Annotated in this window: 18 protein-coding genes and 1 pseudogene; 12 read left to right on the top strand and 7 right to left on the bottom strand. The window is 37.9% G+C overall.

All coding sequences use genetic code 11. From position 1 onward, the window contains the following. Positions 1-354 precede the first annotated feature (354 nt). Entirely contained in the window at positions 355-1,146 is a 792-nt protein-coding gene (gene tcdA, locus GQR44_RS17650) for a tRNA cyclic N6-threonylcarbamoyladenosine(37) synthase TcdA (protein ID WP_166373003.1), read from the bottom strand. A 280-nt stretch (positions 1,147-1,426) separates the two neighbouring features. Here tcdA and GQR44_RS17645 point away from each other — a divergent pair, with 280 nt between their 5' ends. The 6 genes from GQR44_RS17645 to GQR44_RS17620 all read left to right on the top strand — a co-directional run bounded on the left by GQR44_RS17645 (position 1,427) and on the right by GQR44_RS17620 (position 7,251). Then, positions 1,427-2,098: a spondin domain-containing protein gene (locus GQR44_RS17645; protein ID WP_166373002.1), complete on the top strand. Its 672-nt coding sequence runs from the start codon at positions 1,427-1,429 to the stop codon at positions 2,096-2,098. 10 nt (positions 2,099-2,108) lie between these two features. Continuing rightward, positions 2,109-2,798: a spondin domain-containing protein gene (locus GQR44_RS17640; RefSeq protein WP_166373001.1), complete on the top strand. Its 690-nt coding sequence runs from the start codon at positions 2,109-2,111 to the stop codon at positions 2,796-2,798. 72 nt (positions 2,799-2,870) lie between these two features. After that, positions 2,871-3,623: a response regulator transcription factor gene (locus GQR44_RS17635; protein WP_166373000.1), complete on the top strand. Its 753-nt coding sequence runs from the start codon at positions 2,871-2,873 to the stop codon at positions 3,621-3,623. After that, a complete protein-coding gene (locus GQR44_RS17630; protein ID WP_166372999.1) occupies positions 3,623-5,119 on the top strand; it encodes a HAMP domain-containing sensor histidine kinase in 1,497 nt (498 codons plus the stop codon). The genes GQR44_RS17635 and GQR44_RS17630 overlap by 1 nt, the downstream gene beginning before the upstream one ends. Before the next feature lie 174 nt (positions 5,120-5,293). Continuing rightward, positions 5,294-6,172 carry a helix-turn-helix transcriptional regulator gene (locus GQR44_RS17625; protein WP_166372998.1) on the top strand — a complete coding sequence of 293 codons (879 nt, stop codon included), beginning with the start codon at positions 5,294-5,296 and terminating at the stop codon, positions 6,170-6,172. 191 nt (positions 6,173-6,363) lie between these two features. After that, a complete protein-coding gene (locus GQR44_RS17620; RefSeq protein WP_166372997.1) occupies positions 6,364-7,251 on the top strand; it encodes a hypothetical protein in 888 nt (295 codons plus the stop codon). Positions 7,252-7,405: 154 nt separating this feature from the next. Here GQR44_RS17620 and GQR44_RS17615 read toward each other — a convergent pair whose 3' ends face one another. Next, positions 7,406-7,663, bottom strand: a complete 258-nt coding sequence (locus GQR44_RS17615; RefSeq protein WP_166372996.1) for a DUF2999 family protein — start codon at positions 7,661-7,663, stop codon at positions 7,406-7,408. 233 nt (positions 7,664-7,896) lie between these two features. Here GQR44_RS17615 and GQR44_RS17610 point away from each other — a divergent pair, with 233 nt between their 5' ends. Next, on the top strand, positions 7,897-8,508 hold the full coding sequence (locus GQR44_RS17610) for a YhgN family NAAT transporter (protein WP_166372995.1): 612 nt from the start codon (positions 7,897-7,899) through the stop codon (positions 8,506-8,508). Positions 8,509-9,006: 498 nt separating this feature from the next. Here GQR44_RS17610 and ilvC read toward each other — a convergent pair whose 3' ends face one another. Continuing rightward, positions 9,007-10,488, bottom strand: a complete 1,482-nt coding sequence (gene ilvC, locus GQR44_RS17605; RefSeq protein WP_028868380.1) for a ketol-acid reductoisomerase — start codon at positions 10,486-10,488, stop codon at positions 9,007-9,009. A 384-nt stretch (positions 10,489-10,872) separates the two neighbouring features. On the opposite strand from ilvC, the gene GQR44_RS17600 reads away from it, so the two are divergent. The 4 genes and pseudogenes from GQR44_RS17600 (at position 10,873) to GQR44_RS17585 (ending at position 13,651) form a co-directional block, all read left to right on the top strand. Beyond that, entirely contained in the window at positions 10,873-11,742 is an 870-nt protein-coding gene (locus GQR44_RS17600) for a sulfurtransferase (protein ID WP_166372994.1), read from the top strand. 109 nt (positions 11,743-11,851) lie between these two features. Then, positions 11,852-12,733, top strand: a complete 882-nt coding sequence (gene ilvY / locus GQR44_RS17595) for an HTH-type transcriptional activator IlvY (protein WP_166372993.1) — start codon at positions 11,852-11,854, stop codon at positions 12,731-12,733. Between the two features lie 139 nt (positions 12,734-12,872). Further along, positions 12,873-13,118, top strand: a pseudogene (locus tag GQR44_RS19920) (accessory factor UbiK family protein); the annotation flags it as partial. A gap of 125 nt (positions 13,119-13,243) precedes the next feature. After that, positions 13,244-13,651, top strand: a complete 408-nt coding sequence (locus GQR44_RS17585; RefSeq protein WP_166372991.1) for a DUF2750 domain-containing protein — start codon at positions 13,244-13,246, stop codon at positions 13,649-13,651. A 134-nt stretch (positions 13,652-13,785) separates the two neighbouring features. On the opposite strand, the gene rraB is transcribed toward GQR44_RS17585, so the two are convergent. From rraB to hemL, 4 genes are all read right to left on the bottom strand, one after another. After that, entirely contained in the window at positions 13,786-14,151 is a 366-nt protein-coding gene (gene rraB, locus GQR44_RS17580) for a ribonuclease E inhibitor RraB (RefSeq protein WP_166372990.1), read from the bottom strand. Positions 14,152-14,221: 70 nt separating this feature from the next. Continuing rightward, complete coding sequence (locus tag GQR44_RS17575; protein WP_166372989.1) at positions 14,222-14,965, bottom strand: 1-acylglycerol-3-phosphate O-acyltransferase; 744 nt, start codon at positions 14,963-14,965, stop codon at positions 14,222-14,224. A 3-nt stretch (positions 14,966-14,968) separates the two neighbouring features. Continuing rightward, entirely contained in the window at positions 14,969-17,248 is a 2,280-nt protein-coding gene (parC, locus tag GQR44_RS17570) for a DNA topoisomerase IV subunit A (protein WP_166372988.1), read from the bottom strand. Positions 17,249-17,644: 396 nt separating this feature from the next. After that, positions 17,645-18,922 carry a glutamate-1-semialdehyde 2,1-aminomutase gene (gene hemL / locus GQR44_RS17565; protein WP_166372987.1) on the bottom strand — a complete coding sequence of 426 codons (1,278 nt, stop codon included), beginning with the start codon at positions 18,920-18,922 and terminating at the stop codon, positions 17,645-17,647. Positions 18,923-19,134: 212 nt separating this feature from the next. Here hemL and clcA point away from each other — a divergent pair, with 212 nt between their 5' ends. Next, positions 19,135-20,547: a H(+)/Cl(-) exchange transporter ClcA gene (clcA, locus tag GQR44_RS17560; RefSeq protein WP_166372986.1), complete on the top strand. Its 1,413-nt coding sequence runs from the start codon at positions 19,135-19,137 to the stop codon at positions 20,545-20,547.

Below are 20,547 nucleotides of genomic sequence, written 5' to 3'. Positions count from 1 at the left end.
AAGGAAAGATCAAAAATAGGTTAAGCAAAAGCAAAGCAGAAAAAGATAAGAACCAAAATAAATAAAATGACTAGTTTTATTAGCTTTTAAACTTCCTATTTTTCTTACTTCGTGTCCTTCGTGAAGCGAAGCGCTTCGTGGTGATTATCTTTAAAGTCAAAAGCTGTTTAACCACGAAGGCACGAAGAGTAGAGAAGGTGAGGTCAAAAACAGGTTAAAGACATAGCAGAAAAAGGTAGAAGCCAAAAACAAGTGAAATAGTCGAGTTTGTTGGTTTTTAAACTTCCCATTTTTCTTACTTCGTGTTCTTCGTGAAGCGGAGCGCTTCGTGGTTAAATGCTTTTATTTTGTGCTTTATTCACTTTTAGCTTTTTCAGCTATTTTCTTAAGGATAAACGCGCTACCCACAAAAGCGAAGCTTGCTGTGACCATGGTTGATGCGCCAAAACCACTGGCACAATCCATCTTCATATTACCGTCTGACTCTGCTTTTTCTTTGCATACTTCCCCATTCATATCTGGGTAACTTAATTGCTCCGTTGAGAAGACACAGTTGATACGAAATTTACGTTTGGGGTTGGTGGTAAAGTTGAAGTGTCGACGTAACTCTGAGCGCACTTTTGCCGCCAGCGGATCTTGGATTGTCCTGGCTAAATCGGTTACTTGGATTTGTGTTGGATCTAACTGGCCACCGGCACCGCCACAGGTGAGCAAAGGATATTTATTACGTTTGCAATGCGCCACCAAAGCGACTTTGGCATGAATACTATCAATGGCATCAAAGATGTAATCCATGTCCTTAGACAAATATTCAAAACAGTTTTCTTTATCAATAAAGTCATCAATACAATTAACAATAATATCTGGATTAATTTGTTTGCAGCGCGCTGCCATCACTTCAATTTTTTGCTGGCCAACGGTTTCCGCCAATGCATGTACTTGGCGATTAGTATTCGTGACACACAGGTCATCCATATCGATTAATGTGATTTTTCCAATACCTGAACGGGCTAATGATTCAACAACCCAAGAGCCAACGCCACCAATTCCAATCACACAGATATGACTGTTTTGGAATTTTTGTAGTGCAGTGGTGCCATATAGACGTTTTATCCCACCAAAGCGGTTCTCGTATTGTTCGTTCATGGTTCGCTCTTATTGATTTTTGAAAGGCGGATTATACGTACTGTTAATGAATATGCAAAAAAACACGCGTCATTATTTAACCATTAACCTCGACAATAGTTGTAATAACAATGCGAACAATTCAACACTAAATAGTGAAGCCTTCGTGATAACCGCGTGATATCTCATGGGCATACTCTCTCCATCAACCCAGTAAACAATATTCAAAACAATATTCAAAACAATATTCAAAACATATTTAAATATAAATAATTCATTTACGATTAAAGGGAGTTTTTTCATGTCAAACAAGCATCTTATTGCCGCAGGCTTTGCAGGTTTATTTAGTGTAGCAAGCCAAGCGCAAGACTTAACTATCACACTGGTTAATTTAACCCAAGGTATTAGCTTTACACCTGTTATTGCCGCAGCACATGATTCACAAGCTGCTATTTTTCATTCAGCTGAAGCTGCCTCTGATGAACTACAAGCATTAGCTGAGGGCGGAAGTATCGACGGAGTGAACGTATTATTAAGTGGTTACGGTGCGGATATTGTTACTAATCCCGCTGGTGGTTTATTAGGATCGGGTGCTAACACTGAGTTCACTTTAACTAATAGTGACGGTAATGATTACCTTTCTTTAGCGGCCATGATGCTGCCAACTAATGATGGTTTTGTTGGTTTAGATAGCTGGAAGATACCCACTCAAGCGGGTACTTATACTGTGCTATTAAATGCCTACGACGCAGGCACAGAAGCAAATGATGAAATTATTAGTAATGTACCCAATCCTATTGGGATAACGTCAACGGGCGCATCGGGTGTGACCGCTGAAATAGGTAATAGCAATGTCCATATCCATCCTGGAGTGATTGGTGATTCTGACTCTGATGCCGGTATCAGTGACTTTGACAGCCGTGTACATCGTTGGTTAAATCCTGTCGCAAAGTTGACCGTTGTTGTCGAATAAGGAGGCTTTAATGATTAAATTGACTAAAGTCGCGTTGGCGACAACGGCCGCTCTCATATTAGTGGCCTGTGATGACAATACGAATTCCGCTACAGTAACTACAACGCCTGTAACGTATCAAGTAACCCTAAGTAATTTAACCAATGGTCAGCCTATTTCACCACCAGCGTTGATCTTACATAATAGCGGTGAACTATGGCGTGTTGGAGAGACCGCTTCCGATGCCTTAGAACTATTGGCTGAATCGGGCGATAGTAGCCAGTTACAAAGTAGCAGCATAGTCACAAGCTCTGCACAGAGTACTGGACCTGTATTACCCGGCGAGACAACAACGGTAACTGTTTCTTATACTAACACGGTGAGTTATTTGTCATTTGCGAGTATGTTAGGTAATTCAAATGATGCGTTTACAGGTCTTAATAAAATAGCGTTAGAAAGCTTTGCTGTTAATGATTCAGTGACTTATCGCACATTGGCTTACGACGCTGGCACAGAAGCGAACAGCGAAAGTGCAGAAACTGTTCCTGGCCCCGCAGCTGGTGGGGAGGCTTATAATCCTGATCGCGATGATAGAAACAACTTTGTAGCGATGCATGCTGGTATTATCAGTGGTGATGATGGTTTGAGTACCTCCGCTCTCACTTATCAGCAGAAGTTCGATAACCCTGTGATGTCTGTTACTATTACACGCATTAAATAAACCATTAAAGCCTATTTGTTGTAGCTAAGTTGTTAGGATAGTGAATAGGCAAAATTGATAGTGAGATGAATCATGGCAGATAGCATTTTAATCGTTGAAGATGACCAAGATATCGCGGAATTGGTTAAAGTGCATATGCAAGATTTAGGTTTACAAGTTACTCACTGTGATAATGGTGAAGAGGCGATTATACAAGCCTTAAATAATGATTTCTCTATCTTGATACTAGACATCACTTTACCTGGTTGTAGTGGTTTAGATGTGTGTAGAAAAATCAGAGAAGTAAAGCAAGAGCAAGCAATTTTAATGTTAACTGCACGTACCTCTGAAATTGATAGAGTCGTTGGCCTTGAATTAGGGGCCGATGATTACATGTCTAAACCATTTAGTGTTAGAGAGTTGCAAGCACGGGTGCATGCGCTTTTGCGTCGAGTGCATTTATTGCAAAATAACCAAGCTCAGACCACCCACACATCTACTGATGGTGAACAAAATAGCATCATTTGCCATGGTGAATTAATGATTAATCGTCGCACACATGAAGTCGTTCTGCGTGAAACAAGCATTGATTTGACCTCAACAGAATTTGACCTACTGTGTTTCATGGCGCAACACCCTAGCCAAGTTTTTTCTCGTGCTCAGCTATTAGATAAAGTATGGGGCTATCAACATAGTGGTTATGAACATACGGTTAATTCACATATTAATCGCCTACGTAATAAATTAGTGATAGGGCAACCTGAAGTGACTAATAAGACAATGCCAGCGATCATTCAAACCGTTTTTGGCGTGGGTTATAAGTTTAGCCCTGAAGGTGTTGCTTGATGATACTTTCTCTTTATCAGCGCATTACTATTGCGTTAGTACTCCTTTTTATTGCTATTGCCTGCACATTTGCATGGTGGTCTGCAAAACTTGAAGTCAGCTCTCGTCATGAAGCTGAGCAACGTTTGCACCTTCAATTAGCCGAGCACTTAGGCAACGATAACCCTTTATTAAAAGAAGGCGTTTATGATTATCGTGAATTAAAAAACCTGTTCCATAGTTTAATGATCCTTGGACCAAGCTTTGAGTTTTATTTTATTGCCCCGAGTGGCAGTATTCTCAGTTATTCAGCTGAGCCAGGTAAAGTAAAGCGTGAACAAGTTAGCATTACACCTTTAGTTGATTTTATAGCTCATAAAAAACCTTTACCTATCTATGGAGACGATCCGCGGAATCAATGTACGGGTGGAAGTTGTGCGCAAAAAATATTCTCAGCGGCACCTATTTATAATGGTGATAATTTACAAGGTTATCTATATATCATCATTGGTGGTGAAAAGTATGATTCGATTTTTGCCGACGTTTTGTCAGAACAACATCTCTCACAATCGTTGGTTTTTTTATTTAGTGTGATGGTTTTCTTTTTTTTAGTATTGATGGCGTTATTGCGTTTTTTGACTCATCCCTTAAAAAAGTTGACCGAAAACATTCGTGCCTTTAAACAAGCTGGATTTGAAAAAAACAAGGTCATATTACAGCAATGGCCAGCGGCTAAGCATAATGAAATTCATGAGCTAGGCAGTGCGTTTAATGAAATGGCTGAGCAAATTAATTATCAATTTGTGCAATTACAGGCAAACGACAAAAAACGACGAGAGATGTTAACGGATCTCTCTCATGACTTACGTACACCGCTTGCTGCTTTACAGGGATACCTTGAAACGATTCAATTAAAAGGGGCTCAACTCAGTAGCGAACAACATCAGCGATTTATCGATATTGCTTTTAAAAATGCGAATCAACTAAAAAAACTAGTAGATCAAATTTTTGAATTAGCACATCTAGATGGTGGACAAGTCACTTTAGATTTAGAGACCTTTCCTTTGGCTGAGTTATTACATGACATTGCCGCTAAATTTCAACATCGCTTACAAGAAAAAGGGTTAACCCTGAATATATCTCCCGAGCAATGTGAGTTTTTGGTTTATACAGATATCGGTAAATTAGAAAGGATATTAAGTAACTTAATTGATAATGCGATTAGGCATACCGCAACAGGTGGAAAAATTACAATACAGGTTGATGAAAAGACAAATAACCAACTTAATCTATCGGTTATCGATAATGGTACTGGAATTAATGAAAATGAATTAGCGTATATTTTTGATGCTCGTTACCGTGCTAGTAATGCTATTTGTGACAGTAAAGAACACGGTGGTTTGGGATTGGCTATCACACAAAAGTTATTACGTTTATTGCATTCTGAAATTAGTGTTGAAAGCCAAATAGGTAAAGGGACAAGTTTCAATTTTTGTTTGACTAAAATAAGATCATGATACGGTATTAATTTTGTTTATTCGTTACCAATAAAAATGGTAATTATCATAAGCCAAATATGTCATTATTAGCACTCTATACATAAGATGGTTAGTATTCCTTTAGCCTGTAATACTACTTATACCTAAACTTGATACCCTTTAGATAATTGACCGCATTTGCATTGAGCTAACATGAATATTCCACATATAAGTTTTAATCATAATAAAAGTGAACAAGCTGAGTTGGAGGTTATTCCTTTAAGTCGCTTATATTTGACAGACATTAATTCACACAATCCCCAGCTACCGCATCGTGTTTCTTTTTTTATATTAATTTGTATCGATCAAGGGGAGGGGAAGCATATGGTTGACTTTAAAACGGTTAATTTCTCTCCTGGTTCGCTTATCTTTGTACAACCAGAACAAGTGCATGCCTTTGACTTTAGTGCTCAGCCACAAGGGCATATAGTTTTATTTACACAAAAATTTTTAGACCGTGTACATGCCAATATGCGCCTACCTAATTACACACCTACACATTTAAATCAGCAACATACTGCACTGCTTATGCTTGATACTGAAAATCACTCTCGTATCAACACGTTTATAAATGAAATGTGCCACGAAATTAAGCATGCAGCATCTGATCCGTTGATCGTCATGTATTTATTTTCTACATTAGCACTGATGCTACACAGACTACGCCCGCAATCGCGTCACGATAACCTAAGTACAGGGCAAAGTATTAAACTGGGGGATTTTTTTAGTTTGTTGCAAGCACATTTTTTAACAACGCGTGATGCAAACTGGTATGCAAATAAGCTCAATATTACTTATAAAACACTTAACATTATTTGTAAACTTAGTACCGGTTTAACCGCTAAGAATATGATTGATGCTTTCACGCTAATTGAGATGAAACGTCGTTTAGTCATTGCTAACTTAAGCACTCAAAAATTAGCTTATGACTTTGGTTTTGATGATGTTAGTAATTTTGTAAAATATTTTAAGAAACATGTAGGCTCGACACCGAGTCAATTTCAGAAGCAGTATAAAATACCTGTCCTATAGGTTTTAATTGCACATTCTATTTTGGGTATAGGTTCGATTTTTACCATTTAAAAGCTCACCTACACTCTATTGCCTTTTCACCATCCCCCTTAGAATGTTGTCATATTCAGTATCACCAACAAATATAACCAACAAGCATTATTCATTAGTAGTGAATAATTTAAAGCATTGACCACAAAAGGGCGTTCATAATGACTATGCTAAACAATAATAAAATTTCAATACTTTCACGCGGCATATTAGCCGCTGCAGTACTTAGCTTAAGTGCCTGTGCAGCAGTAAATAATTCGCTTGATACAGACGCGACACTGAGCAATAAAGAAAAAGCCATTGCGGTTATTTCAAGTATAGAAACTGGCGATGTCAAAGCGATTAATTACATTAATCCTAATAAATATGTTCAACATAACTTAGCGGTAAAAGATGGCTTAGCAGGTTTTGGTGAAGTGCTTCATCAATTGCCTAAAGGCAGTGCAAAAGCACAAGTTAAACGTGCATTTACCGATGGTGCTTACACCGTCACACATACCGAATATGATTTTTTTGGTCCTAAAGTTGGATTTGATATATTCAAATTTGAAGATGGAAAAATTACCGAGCATTGGGATAACTTACAAGCCATTGCTCCTGTCAACCCTAGTGGTCGATCTCAACTTGATGGACCCACTAAAGTAACTGATATAGATAAAACAGCAGAAAATAAAGCGCTAGTGAGTAATTTTGTTAATGCAATTTTAATTAATGGTGATATGGCTAAAATTGGTGATTTTATTAGCCCTAAAAAAGGGGGATATATTCAACATAACCCTGCAATAGCTGATGATTTAAGTGGGCTAGGTAAGGCGTTAGGCGAACTTGCGAAAATGAATATGCCAATGATTGTGACTAAAAATCATCTGATTTTAGGGGAAGGTAACTTTGTTCTATCGATCAATGAAGGTACTTTTATGAATAAGCACGTTTCATTCTATGATTTATTTCGTGTAGAAAACGGTAAAATTGTAGAGCATTGGGATACCATTGAAAATATCCCTGCTGAATCAGAATGGAAAAATAATAACGGAAAATTCGGTTTTTAATTTACTTGCGAGTTTACCCTCTTAATTATTTCAGGGTCTTATTTAATGCCGCTCACACAAGTTGAACGGCATTTTTTAGCTTTTAAGTAACAATGCTTTGAAACACTCTAATGACAGGCGCCTATCTTTTAGCTGATAATTAAACTGGATTAAATTAAACTGGATTATTTAATTTGTCTTTTGCTTCTTGTACTTTTGCAAAGTCTAAACCTAGTTCATCTGTTGCTTCTTTAATTAAATGAGGTTGAGTCATTATTGTCCCCATCAACTGCTTTAATTGTTCAGGAGGAATACCTAGTTCCTGCACAAGGCTGAGTGCCATCATAGGATTTTGAGTTAATGCTTCAAAAAGTGATTTTACTTTTTCATCACTTACGTTGTGCTCTTTTAAAATTGCAATAATTGGATTCATTGATAACCTTGTATTTTACATTATGGGTAAGCGTATTGATTAAATTATATGGCTTGTATGCGCTATTAACAATACATAATGCGAAGGCTCATTACTTGGTTTACTTATTTACTGATGATTAGTTAATTGCTTATTGACTAGTAAGCACTATAAACACATTGCTCTCTATATTTAACCCCCTACAATAACCAGCATTTAATTCTCTCATTTATTAATGCATAAGGTGCTTTTCTATGGAAAATTCATTTCCGATTTTTTCTACAGCTATTTTATTATTTTTTATACTCGATCCCTTAGGCAATGTACCTTTATTATTAAGTATTTTAAAAAATATAGATAAGAAAAGGCATGCAACAATAATTGTTAGAGAGATGGTGATTGGTTTAATTATATTACTTATTTTTCTATTTTTTGGAGAGCATTTTTTAAGTTTATTTCACCTTCAAACTGAGGCAATAACGATTGCTGGTGGAATTATTTTCTTTGTTATTGCTTTGAAAATGATTTTTCCTAATTCCGATGGCTCAGATCTATTTGCTACGACAAAAGGAGATGAACCATTAGTCGTTCCGATTGCAATGCCAATGATTGCCGGACCTGCCGCATTAGCAACATTGTTAGTATTAGCTAAAACTAATGCAGAGCATACCAGTGAATTATTTGCTTCATTATTATTAGCTTGGTTGTTATCGGCCATGGTTTTATTATTCTCGACACAACTTTATAAGATTCTAAAAACCAAAGGCCTAAAAGCGTTAGAAAGGTTAATGGGCATGTTACTACTGATCATGTCAGTACAGATGTTTATTGATGGTATACGCTCATTATTACCGACATTCGTATAAAACATCCTCGTTTCTTTTTAAGACGTAACGAATTTAAATGTTAAAAATATTCTACGATTGTTTTCATGTGTTTCGTGTTTTCATAACGCCACGTAGTTTCTTACTTTTCAGAAGACATAAAAAAGCCAAGCAAATGCTTGGCTTAAATAGAAAACTTATTTAGTTAATTCTTAACTAATTATTACCTCACAATTAAGGGAAGCTTCTACGACAGTTTTCATGTGTTTCGTGTTTTCATAACGCCACGTAGTTTCTTACTTTTCAGAAGACATAAAAAAGCCAAGCAAATGCTTGGCTTAAATAGAAAACTTAATTAGTTAATTCTTAACTAATTATCACCTCACAATTAAGAGAAGCTTCTACGATAGTTTTCATGTCTTTCATGTCTTTCGTGTTTTCATAACGCCACGTAGTTTCTTACTTTTCAGAAGACATAAAAAAGCCAAGCAAATGCTTGGCTTAAATAGAAAACTTATTTAGTTAATTCTTAACTAATAATTAAGAAGCTTCAACGATTGTTTTCATGTCTTTCATGTAACCACGTAGTTTCTTACCTACGATTTCTACTGGATGGCTACGAATTTCTTCATTGATTTCGATTAAACGCGCGTTATCAACAGAGTTAGACTTAACTTCAAGTGCTGAACCTAGGTATTGTGGGCTCATTGCTTTAACGAAGTCTGCAAGTAGTGGTTTTGCAGCGTGATCAAACAGGTAACAACCGTATTCCGCTGTATCAGAGATAACAACGTTCATTTCGTAAAGTTTCTTACGAGCGATAGTGTTAGCAATAAGTGGTGTTTCATGTAGAGACTCGTAGTATGCAGACTCTTCGATGATACCTGATGCAGTCATCGCTTCAAATGCTAGCTCAACACCTGCTTTGATCATTGCAACTAAGAAGATACCATGGTCGTAGAACTCTTGCTCACCGATTTCCATGTCACCAGCTGGTTGTTTTTCGAAACCAGTTTCAGCTGTTGCTGCACGCCATTTAAGTAGATTAACGTCATCGTTAGCCCAGTCAGCCATCATAGTTGCAGAGAATTCGCCTTCAATGATGTCATCCATGTGCTTGTTGAATAGTGGACGTAGGATATCTTTAAGTTGTAAAGACATATCAAACGCTTTGATTTTAGCTGGGTTAGATAGGCGATCCATCATGTTAGTGATGCCGCCGTATTTAAGGCCTTCAGTTACTGTTTCCCAACCGTATTGAATTAGTTTAGAAGCGTATGCTGGCTCAAGACCGTCAGCAACCATTTTTTCGTAACCTAAGATTGCGCCAGTTTGTAACATACCACAAAGGATAGTTTGCTCACCCATCAGGTCAGATTTAACTTCAGCAACAAAAGAAGACATAAGAACACCAGCACGATCACCACCTGTAGCAGATGCGTATGCTTTAGCCCATGCAAGGCCGTGACCCTGTGGATCATTTGCTGGGTGAACAGCGATTAGTGTTGGAACACCGAAACCACGTTTGTATTCTTCACGTACTTCAGAACCAGGACATTTAGGTGCACACATGATGACAGTGATATCTTCACGTACTTGCATACCTTCTTCAACAATATTAAAACCGTGTGAGTAAGCTAGTGTAGCGCCTTCTTTCATAAGAGGCATAACCGCACCGACTACCGCTGTATGCTGTTTGTCAGGTGTTAAGTTACATAGCAAGTCAGCTTGTGGAATTAGTTCTTCGTAAGTACCTACTGTGAAACCATTTTCCGTAGCATTTTTCCATGATTGACGTTTTTCAGCGATAGCTGCAGCACGTAAAGTGTAAGAAACGTCAAGGCCTGAATCACGCATGTTTAAACCTTGGTTTAAACCTTGTGCACCACAACCGATGATAACTACTTTTTTGCCTTTTAATGCTTCACTTCCTTCAGCAAATTCGCTGCGATCCATAAAACGACATTGACCTAGTTGATGTAACTTCTCACGTAGAGGAAGAGTGTTAAAGTAGTTAGCCATTTAGCTGAGCTCCAAAATAAATTAATAGGGGTAAATTAATTGTAATCTTTAAGTGTTCTATTTTTACTGAAAACTTAGATCTAATACTTAATACAATTATATATAACGTTTAATATTGAACGTTGTTTACATTTCGGTGGTCACTATAACGTATAAGTAATATTGCGCAAAATGATATATTAGCAATGTCATGTTGCAATAAATGAAATATCCAGCCGTTATTATTGCATTTATAGGAAAAGCATTACTTTTTTATCACACCCAATTTAACAATACTGTATGTTGAACCCTTGTAGGGTTATTGTTGATTTGTATAGGTTGCTTTATAATTAGTAATTGTTAACGTTTACACTTTCTTATCTTGTTGTCTTAAAAGGAATTTTTATGTCTTCACTGGTATTGCCGAGTGATTTGGTATCGATCGAATGGTTGGCTCAACACTTGCACCATACAAACTTGATTTTGTTAGATGCAAGCTGGCATATGCCGATGACAATGCGCAACGGTTATCAAGAGTGGTTGACTGAACGTATTGATAATTCTCGTTTTTTCGATTTTGACCGCGAAGTGTGTGATAAAAAAAGTGCATTACCTCATATGATGCCGACTGCACAGCATTTTGAATTGTCAGCACAATTATTGGGTATTAATAATGACCATGCGATTGTGGTGTATGACAGTGTTGGTATTTTCTCCAGTCCAAGAGTGTGGTGGATGTTTAAAGCGATGGGGTTTAATAATATTGCTGTATTAGATGGTGGTTTGCCAGCTTGGAAAGAAGCAGGATTGACCGTAGATACTCAACCTCCTTGTACTGATGGGTATCAACAAGGTGATTTTAAAGCAATCTATCAACCTGAATTAATCAGCAATAAAGAACAGGTACATGATGCTATTGATAAACAAGGGGTATCGATTATTGATGCCAGACCTAAAGCCCGCTTTTTAGGCGAAGAGCTTGAATTTAGACCTGGATTACGTTCAGGGCATATGCCATCAGCGATAAATTTACCGATTGAAGAAATATTGAATAATAAAACCATGAAAAGTGCTTACCAATTGGCACAAGTATTTGAGGCTTTAATGCCGCAAAAACAACGCTTGGTATTCAGTTGTGGCTCCGGTGTGACTGCTTGTATTCTTGCTTTAGCCGCTAAAATTGCAGGTTATGATGCATTAAGTGTTTATGACGGATCATGGAGTGAGTGGGGCGCAAATGACAATTTACCTGTTGTGCAAAAAGTGACGGATTAGCTTTTTTAAAAAGTCACGCAACAGAGTAAAACCATAATATGAAGACCATAGTGTGAAGATCATAATACCAAATAAAAGAATGTTAAATAAAATAAATGGGGCACGTTAAATGGATATTAAGTCATTGCAAACGTTTGTCCATTTAAGTCAAAGCTTACATTTTTCAAAAACCGCGTTAGCCATGCACGTGAGTCCGTCTACTTTAAGCCGACTTATTCAACGTTTGGAAGACGAACTTGGTTGTAGCTTGTTAATACGCGATAATCGATCAGTGTTATTAACTGAAGCGGGCGTGGCTTTTAAACAGTTTGCCACTCAACAAATAGAGCAATGGGAACTGCTTAAGCATTCAATCACTAAAGGTACGAATGAATTAGAAGGTGAAATTAATTTATACTGCTCGGTTACCGCTGCCTATAGCCATCTTCCTCCTATTCTAGAACGATTTAGGCGTATTCATCCTAATGTCGATATTAAACTATCTACGGGTGATAGTGCCGTCGCGATTGAGCAAGTAATGCAGCACCAAGTCGATTTTGCTATCACGGCTTTTCCAGATAACTTTCCCGCTCGTTTACATTTTAGCCAATTAGCTGAAATTCCTTTATCGATTGTCGCTCCGACCATACCTTGCGCAGTGACTCAAATGATCAAACAATTACCGATGGACTGGAAAAATATCCCCTTTATTTTACCTGAGCATGGCCCAATACGTCGTCGTTTCGATACTTGGTTCCGATCACTAAAATCAGGTAAACCACAAATATATGCAAAAGTAGCAGGCCATGAAGCCTTGATCAGCATGGTGGCTTTAGGTTGTGGAGTGGGAATTGTCCCGGATGTTGTTGTGGAAAATAGTCCTGTCCGATACCGTGTACAAAGCTTGTCTGGGATTGGGGAAATCGCGTCTTTTAATTTGGGTGTTTGCTGTTACAAAACTCGTTTATCTGAACCCTTGATTGATGCTTTTTTGAATTGTGTTGAAAGTTAAACAGAGAGCATCAAATTTATAGATTGTGGCAATTGATTATTGCTCCTCTACTTGTCAAAAAATAAGCAATGCCGGATATTCCCATAGAAATTAAATGGACTGGGGTTTACAATAGCGGTTAAATATTAAGGAGCTTTTTATGTTTAATCCACAGAAATTAGAAGAAATAGCAAAGCAAGTCAGTGATGCAATGCCTGAAGGTGTAAAAAGCTTTGGTAATGAAATTGACCGAAAAGTGAAGCAAGTATTACAAGCTCAACTAGGCAAGTTAGACATGGTTAGCCGCGAAGAGTTTGATGTGCAAACACATGTACTATTGCGCACTCGTGAAAAACTCAACCAAATGGAAGAGAAATTTGCACAATTAGAAGCTAAGTTAGAGCAGAATAAAGCACCTAATGCAGCTCAAAGTCAGCCACAAAGCGAAACAGAAAGTCAGTCAGAAAAGAATTCAACAAACCTTTCAAAAAATGTTTCACAAAACAACGAACAAGCGTAAGTAGGAATCAAATGAAAGAACAATATTTAAAACGTGCAGAACTATTTGTAGAACAAGTCGCTGCAAACAATGAATTATTTGGTTTATTTGATGAAACGCTAGGCTGGGCAAATTGCCATGCACATGACAACAAAGATGCCACTGCTGTTTATTTATTTTGGTCTGATGCCGCTTTGGCTGAGAAGTTAAAATCAGAAGAGTGGGCAAACTACAAAGTTGAACCTATTGCTTTAGAGGTTTTCTTTGAATCATGGTTAGACGGCATGCAAAAACAGCAAGTTTTTGCGGGCGTTAACTGGGATGAAGAGTTGTGTGGTTTAGAGATTGAAGCAATGGTCTTAAAAAATGCATTAATTGAAAAATTTCAAGTTGATGATGCAGACGTTGAAGTAGAACCTGAAGCAACAGAAGCAGTTTGATTTTGACAACGATTGTTTCTTTGTGAAGTGACAGTCTTTTGTAAAATGATTGTTTTTTGAAATAAATGACTAAAATATAAAAAACCAAGCTCGTCGCTTGGTTTTTTTATCAATTTTAATAAGGTAGTTAAACCTTATTCTTCAGGGTAAGTGCCCCAACCATCATAATCAATATCAAATGACTCAGCTAATGCGACTAGTTTTTCTACGTCTTCAAAAATAGCTTCTTCATCTAAATTCATTTCAACAACCACATCAAAGCTAAGAATAATTGAGCCATCTTCTAACTCTAGCTCCTCAGGGTCAGTTACCTCATAACCTTTTTTGAAACAAGCAATGGCTGCTTTTTCTAATACGTCAAAGTTATCACAAGATAAGTGATGTTCTATCATATAAACAGCATCAGGGTTACTGCCATCTTCTAAAATAGCTTCAACAATGTCTGCTGTTTCTTCAGCTAATTCTGCTAATAATTCTTCGTGTGTAAGTTCTTCTGACATTTTTATCTCTTCTATATCAAGGTTTACAACCTCTATTCATGGTGCTTTTCAATGAATAGAGACAGTTTAATTAATCACAACAGTTACTATTAGAATCTGGACGATTCACTTCTTTATTAAGTTGTTTGTATTTTGCTAACATGATGTCGTATGAATCATTCATGAGACGACGAATTTCACGCTTTTTGTATTGGGTAATATCAATCGGCTCTAACATTTCAACAATCACTTCGCCATTATCCCAACGATTTAAGTTAACTTGTTGATGTGTATTAGAGACAACCGTTGGTACTACATTTACACCGGCTTGTAACGCCGTATGGAATGCCCCCATTTTAAATGGCATTAAACCACGGCCACGACTACGAGTGCCTTCTGGAAAAATCCAAACGCCTAAATTTTTATCGCGCATTTGATCTACTACATCAGTGATCGTATTTTTAGATTTATCCTTATTGTCACGGTCAATTAAGATATTACCTGTTAACCAATAAATAATGCCAAAGAATGGAATCAATACCAGACTTTTTTTACCGATGGTTACAGATCCAGGTTGTACTGCGCCTGTTGTTGTCACCATATCGTAATTATTTTGATGATTTGCAATATACACAACCGAACCATTATTTTTAGCACTTTCAGGCACACGAATAGTCACTTTTAATCCGACTAAACGTGACATTTTGCTAAATAACATTGCAAAATGATAGGTGTTTTTAGGATTGCGTGGACTCAAAATACAATAAAAGAGTGAGTACACACTCATTAAAATAACGGCAACAATAATTAAAATTGCTCTGATAATAAATAACATAGTTTATTGGTTCTCTTCTTGTTCAACTTCAGATGTAATGACTTCAACATTATCAACGCGTTGCAGACCTCGTGGTAATTTATTACCACGACGACCACGTTCACCTTGATAATGCGCTAAATCGTTTGGCTTTAAAGTAAGCTTACGTTTACCTGCGTGCAAGGTGACTGCACTTTCTGGCGAGATAATTTTCAGCATAGTAACAAACTCTTCTCGTTTAGTCGCTTTAGCTGTCATGATGTTTATCATCTTGTTACCTTTACCCTTACTCAAGCTTGGTAAGCTTGCAACTGGGAAAATTAACATGCGACCTTCATTACTGATGGTTAAGCATAAATCGAGTTTGTTATTTGATAATTTCTGTGGCGCAAGTAAATGAGCATTAGTAGTTAAGTTGATTAATGCTTTACCGTTTTTATTACGGCTATTAATATCACTTAAATTAGCGACAAATCCATAACCATGGTCACTGCTGATAATATAACGGTCGGAATCATCTCCCATTAATACACAGGCAAAAGGCACGTTTTCATTTTGATTAAAACGCCCCGTTAATGGTTCACCCTGAGATCGAGCTGACGGTAATGAGTGCGCATCTAAAGAGTAAACTCGCCCTGTGGTATCAATGAATAAACAGCTTTGATTACTTTTACCCTGACAACTTGTTAAATATTCGTCACCGGCTTTGAAACTTAGGGCTTGCGGATCAACATCATGTCCTTTTGCACTGCGTACCCAACCCTGTGTTGATAATACAACTGTGACAGATTCACTTGGCATTAATTCTTTTTCAGTTAATGCTTTTGCTTCTAGCCTTTCAACCATTGGTGAGCGTCGATCATCACCGTATTTCTCTGCATCGGCTTTGATCTCTTTTTTCACTAGCGTATTTAAACGTCTGTCTGAGCTAAGTAGTTGCTCTAATTTCTTTTGCTCTTCAGATAGCTCGGCCATTTCAGCGCGAATTTGAATCTCTTCAAGTTTGGCTAGTTGGCGTAATTTAATTTCTAAAATAGCATGCGCTTGTGTGTCCGATAATTGGTATCGAGACATTAACTCAGCTTTGGCATCATCATAGGTACGAATAATTTCAATCACTTCATCAATATTAAGATAAGCAATTAATAAACCTTCTAATATATGCACACGCGCAAGTATTTTATCTAAACGGTGTTGTAAGCGACGACGAACCGTATTGCGACGATACACTAACCATTCACTTAAAATCGTGACTAAGCCTTTAACACTTGGGCGTTGGTTTAATCCAAGCATGTTAAGGTTTACTTTGTGGCTGACCTCTAAATCCGTAGAAGCAAAAAGATGATTCATTAAGGCTTCAATATCGATTCTATTGGAGCGCGGAATGATCACTAAGCGCGTTGGATTTTCATGGTCTGATTCATCGCGTAAATCAGCGACCATTGGTAGCTTTTTATCCTGCATCTGTTTAGCGATGTCTTTTAATATTTTTCCGCCGGATACTCGGTGCGGTAAAGCAGTGACTACTATTTCACCACTTTCTACTACGTACACAGCTCGGCTTTTAAAACTGCCTCGTCCTGTTTTATAAATATTAACGATTTCACTGCGCGGTGTAATGATTTCTGCTTCAGTAGGATAATCAGGGCCTTGCACAAATTGCATTAGATCTTCTAAAGACGCTTTAGGATTATCAATCAGATGTAAACAAGCATCGGCGACTTCTCGTGCATTATGCGGCGGAATGTCTGTCGCCATACCGACGGCAATACCTGTGATGCCATTTAATAGAATATGCGGTAAACGAGCGGGTAATAACTCTGGCTCTTTTAAGGTGCCATCAAAGTTAGGTTTCCAATCGGTAGTACCTTGGCCTATCTCTGATAGTAATAACTCAGAAAAAGCAGACAAACGGGATTCGGTATAACGCATTGCCGCAAATGATTTAGGGTCGTCGGGTGCTCCCCAGTTACCTTGGCCATCAATTAGTGGATAACGATAAGAGAAGGGTTGCGCCATTAATACCATCGCTTCATAACAAGCACTATCACCATGGGGATGATACTTACCTAATACGTCACCGACGGTACGAGCTGATTTTTTATATTTTGCTAAAGCCGATAAACCTAATTCAGACATCGCGAAAACAATACGACGTTGTACGGGTTTTAAACCATCGCTGATATGCGGAAGTGCACGATCCATGATCACATACATGGAATAGTTGAGATAAGCATCTTCAGTAAATTTAGCGAGCGATAATTGCTCCACGCCTTCTAAACTCATGTCTAACACATCACTCATATTGTACGGTCCTATCATTGATATTGAATAAATAAAGCGAGAGTATACAGCACTTGCATTCTAAGACTGAAATAGAAATGAATTTGTGCGAATTAAGTGGGAAAAAATTGCGCTTATAGGGCTAAATTACAATCAGTTAGCTTTAATGGTTTGTTTTGGTACTAAAAATAAAGATTAAGCTTCAGGAAAGTTGTGCTGTGATTTGATAAAGGTTCGGTGTAGCAGGATACATATAACAAGGGCAATATCAAAAGGTGTATGCATTAAAATAAAAGCGAAACAAGATAAAGCGAAATAAGTTAAAAGCTAAACAATCACTCTCACAGTGACTATTTAGCTTGCAATCTTATGCCGGTAATCCACTTCAACCTTCTCTTTTGCAGAAGGTAATAATGTTTACATTTGTGAAAATGCTTTTTTAGCCGCTAATATCGTATTGTTAATATCTTGCTCAGTATGCGCTAATGATAAAAATCCTGCTTCAAATGCAGAAGGTGCAAGGTAAATACCTTGATCTAACATCAAGTGGAAGAATTTTTTGAATTTTTCAATATCACATGCACAAGCTTGTTGGAAATTAGTTACTTTAGGCTCATCTGTAAAGAATAAACCATACATACCACCAACATAGTTGATACTAAGTGCAACACCTTCTTCATCCGCCGCTTGCTTTATGCCTTCTGCAAGTTGCTTAGTTTTAATGGCTAATTGATCGTATTCAGGAGTATCTAAAGCCGTTAATGACGCTAAACCTGCATGCATTGCTATTGGGTTGCCTGATAATGTACCCGCTTGGTAAACAGGGCCAGTAGGTGCGATAAATTGCATCACTTCACGGCTACCACCAAATGCGCCGACAGGCATGCCGCCGCCAATCACTTTACCTAAGGTTGTTAAATCTGGTTTGATGTTATAAAGCGCTTGAGCACCACCTAAAGCAACACGGAAGCCGGTCATCACTTCATCAAAAATCAACAATGCTTTGTGCTGGTCACAAATATCTCGTAACCCTTGTAAGAAACCTGGTACTGGTGGAATACAGTTCATGTTACCTGCAACTGGCTCAACGATAATACAAGATATTTGATCTTTATATTCTGCAAATAATGCTTCCACAGAAGCGAGATCATTAAAGGTAGCCGTTAAAGTATGTTTAGCAAAGTCAGCTGGAATGCCAGGAGAGCTTGGTTGACCTAAAGTTAATGCACCAGAGCCGGCTTTGACTAATAAAGAATCAGCATGGCCGTGATAACAACCCTCAAATTTTAATATTTTATCTCGGCCTGTAAATCCGCGAGCTAAACGAATTGCACTCATCGTCGCTTCAGTACCTGAACTTACCATGCGAACTTGTTGCATAGATGGTACTAGCTGCTGTACTTTTTCTGCCATGGTGATTTCTATTTCAGTTGGCGCGCCAAAACTAAGTCCATTTTCAGCGGCATCAATCACGGCTTTTTTAATCGCAGGGTGGTTATGTCCTAGAATCATTGGACCCCATGAACCCACGTAATCGATATATTGTTTGTCATCTACATCATAGATGTAAGCATCTTGTGCTTTTTGTATGAATAACGGGCCGCCACCAACGCCATTAAATGCGCGAACTGGTGAATTAACGCCACCAGGAATAATAGATTGTGCACGGTTAAATAGTTCTGTTGATTTGCTCATAAGCATCCCATTAATTATTTTTAAGTTGAGAGAAACTGCAATATACCCATCATAAATGAAGATGCAACTGGCAAAGCAGAGTAGATAATGATTTTTAACAGAGGTTTATCGGCTAAATGTTTGTTAACATGATACCAATCAAGTAATTTTAATCATTATTTTTTATTATATTAGTTTTCCTTCACTTTATCGTTTTAGGTTGTACTGCATTTATGAAAATAGCATTGCCCTCGTTGTTTATTAATGGCTTAAAAAGTTTTATTGACCGTTTTTTCACTAGAAAAAGCAGCGCTCTATTAATTTGGCTTTCTATTTTTATTGGGATCCTAGCGGGGACTGTCTCTGCATTGTTTGACCATGGTATTGTTTGGGTGTCAGAAATGCGTCTTGAGTTCATTCATACCTATGGTGACAGTGGTCTGCCATTATGGTTGATTGCTATTCCTGTCTCATCTTTAATGGCTGGAACTGCCTTTTACATCACACATCGTTTTGCACCTGAAGCGGGCGGTAGTGGTATTCCTGAAATTGAAGGGGCGATGGAAGGGATGCGACCAGTACGTTGGAAGCGTGTTATCCCTGTTAAATTTTTCGGCGGTTTGCTGGCCTTAGGTAGTGGCATGGCATTAGGACGCGAAGGACCTTCTGTTCAGCTTGGTGCTAATGTAGGTCGAATGATTTCAGATTTATTCAAAGTGGATAAAGTGGATGCTCAAGCTTTATTAGCTGCCGGTGCTGCCGGTGGTTTAGCCGCCGCGTTTAATGCCCCCTTAGCAGGCATCATGTTTGTTATTGAAGAGATGCGGTCACAATTCAATTACAGTCTAACTTCTACTAAGAGTGTATTCATGAGTGCGGTTATGGCGACTATTGTGATGCGCTTGTTCACTGATCAAGATGCCGTTGTAACGGTTACTCAATACTCTCACCCTGATTTATATACACTAGGTTTTTACCTTATTTTAGGTTTTTGTTTTGGTGTCATTGGTATCTTTTTTAATAAAATGATCTTAGCGACACAGGATATGTTTTTATCTATTCATAAAAGTCAGCGTTGGCGTTTTGTGGCGATTGGTTTGTTTTTAGGTGCATTATTTGGTGCGTTATCAGTAGTTGAACCTGATATTGCATTCAGCGGTCTTGAATTAATTCCGCATGTTGAAGGCGGGCAATACCTTGCTGGTGGATTGTTGATTTTATTTATTTTACGTACATTTACCACCCTAATCAGTTTTGGATCAGGTGCTCCCGGCGGCGTGTTTGCACCAACGCTTGCGTTAGGTACTTTATTTGGCATGTTATTTGGCGTTATTGCACAGGCATTATTTCCTGACTTGATAACTGACCCTGGCGCTTTTGCAATTGCAGGAATGGGCGGGTTATTTGCGGCAACAGTACGTGCGCCGATCACTGGCATTTTATTGGTAATAGAAATGACCAGTAATTATGAAATGATTTTACCATTAATTGTTACTTGTTTAGGTGCCACTATGGTTGCTCAAACGTTAGGGGGACGTCCTATTTATACTCAATTATTAGAAAGAACATTGAAATTATCAATGCGTGCCAAACGTCAACAAACAACGGATAAAGCGATGTTCCGTATTAATGACAAATATAAGTAA

It is taken from the genome of Psychromonas sp. SA13A, from assembly GCF_011378715.1.
GTDB lineage: Bacteria > Pseudomonadota > Gammaproteobacteria > Enterobacterales > Psychromonadaceae > Psychromonas.
The sequence above is the reverse complement of the archived record's forward strand: the minus strand, read 5'-3'. Positions and strand labels throughout refer to the sequence as shown.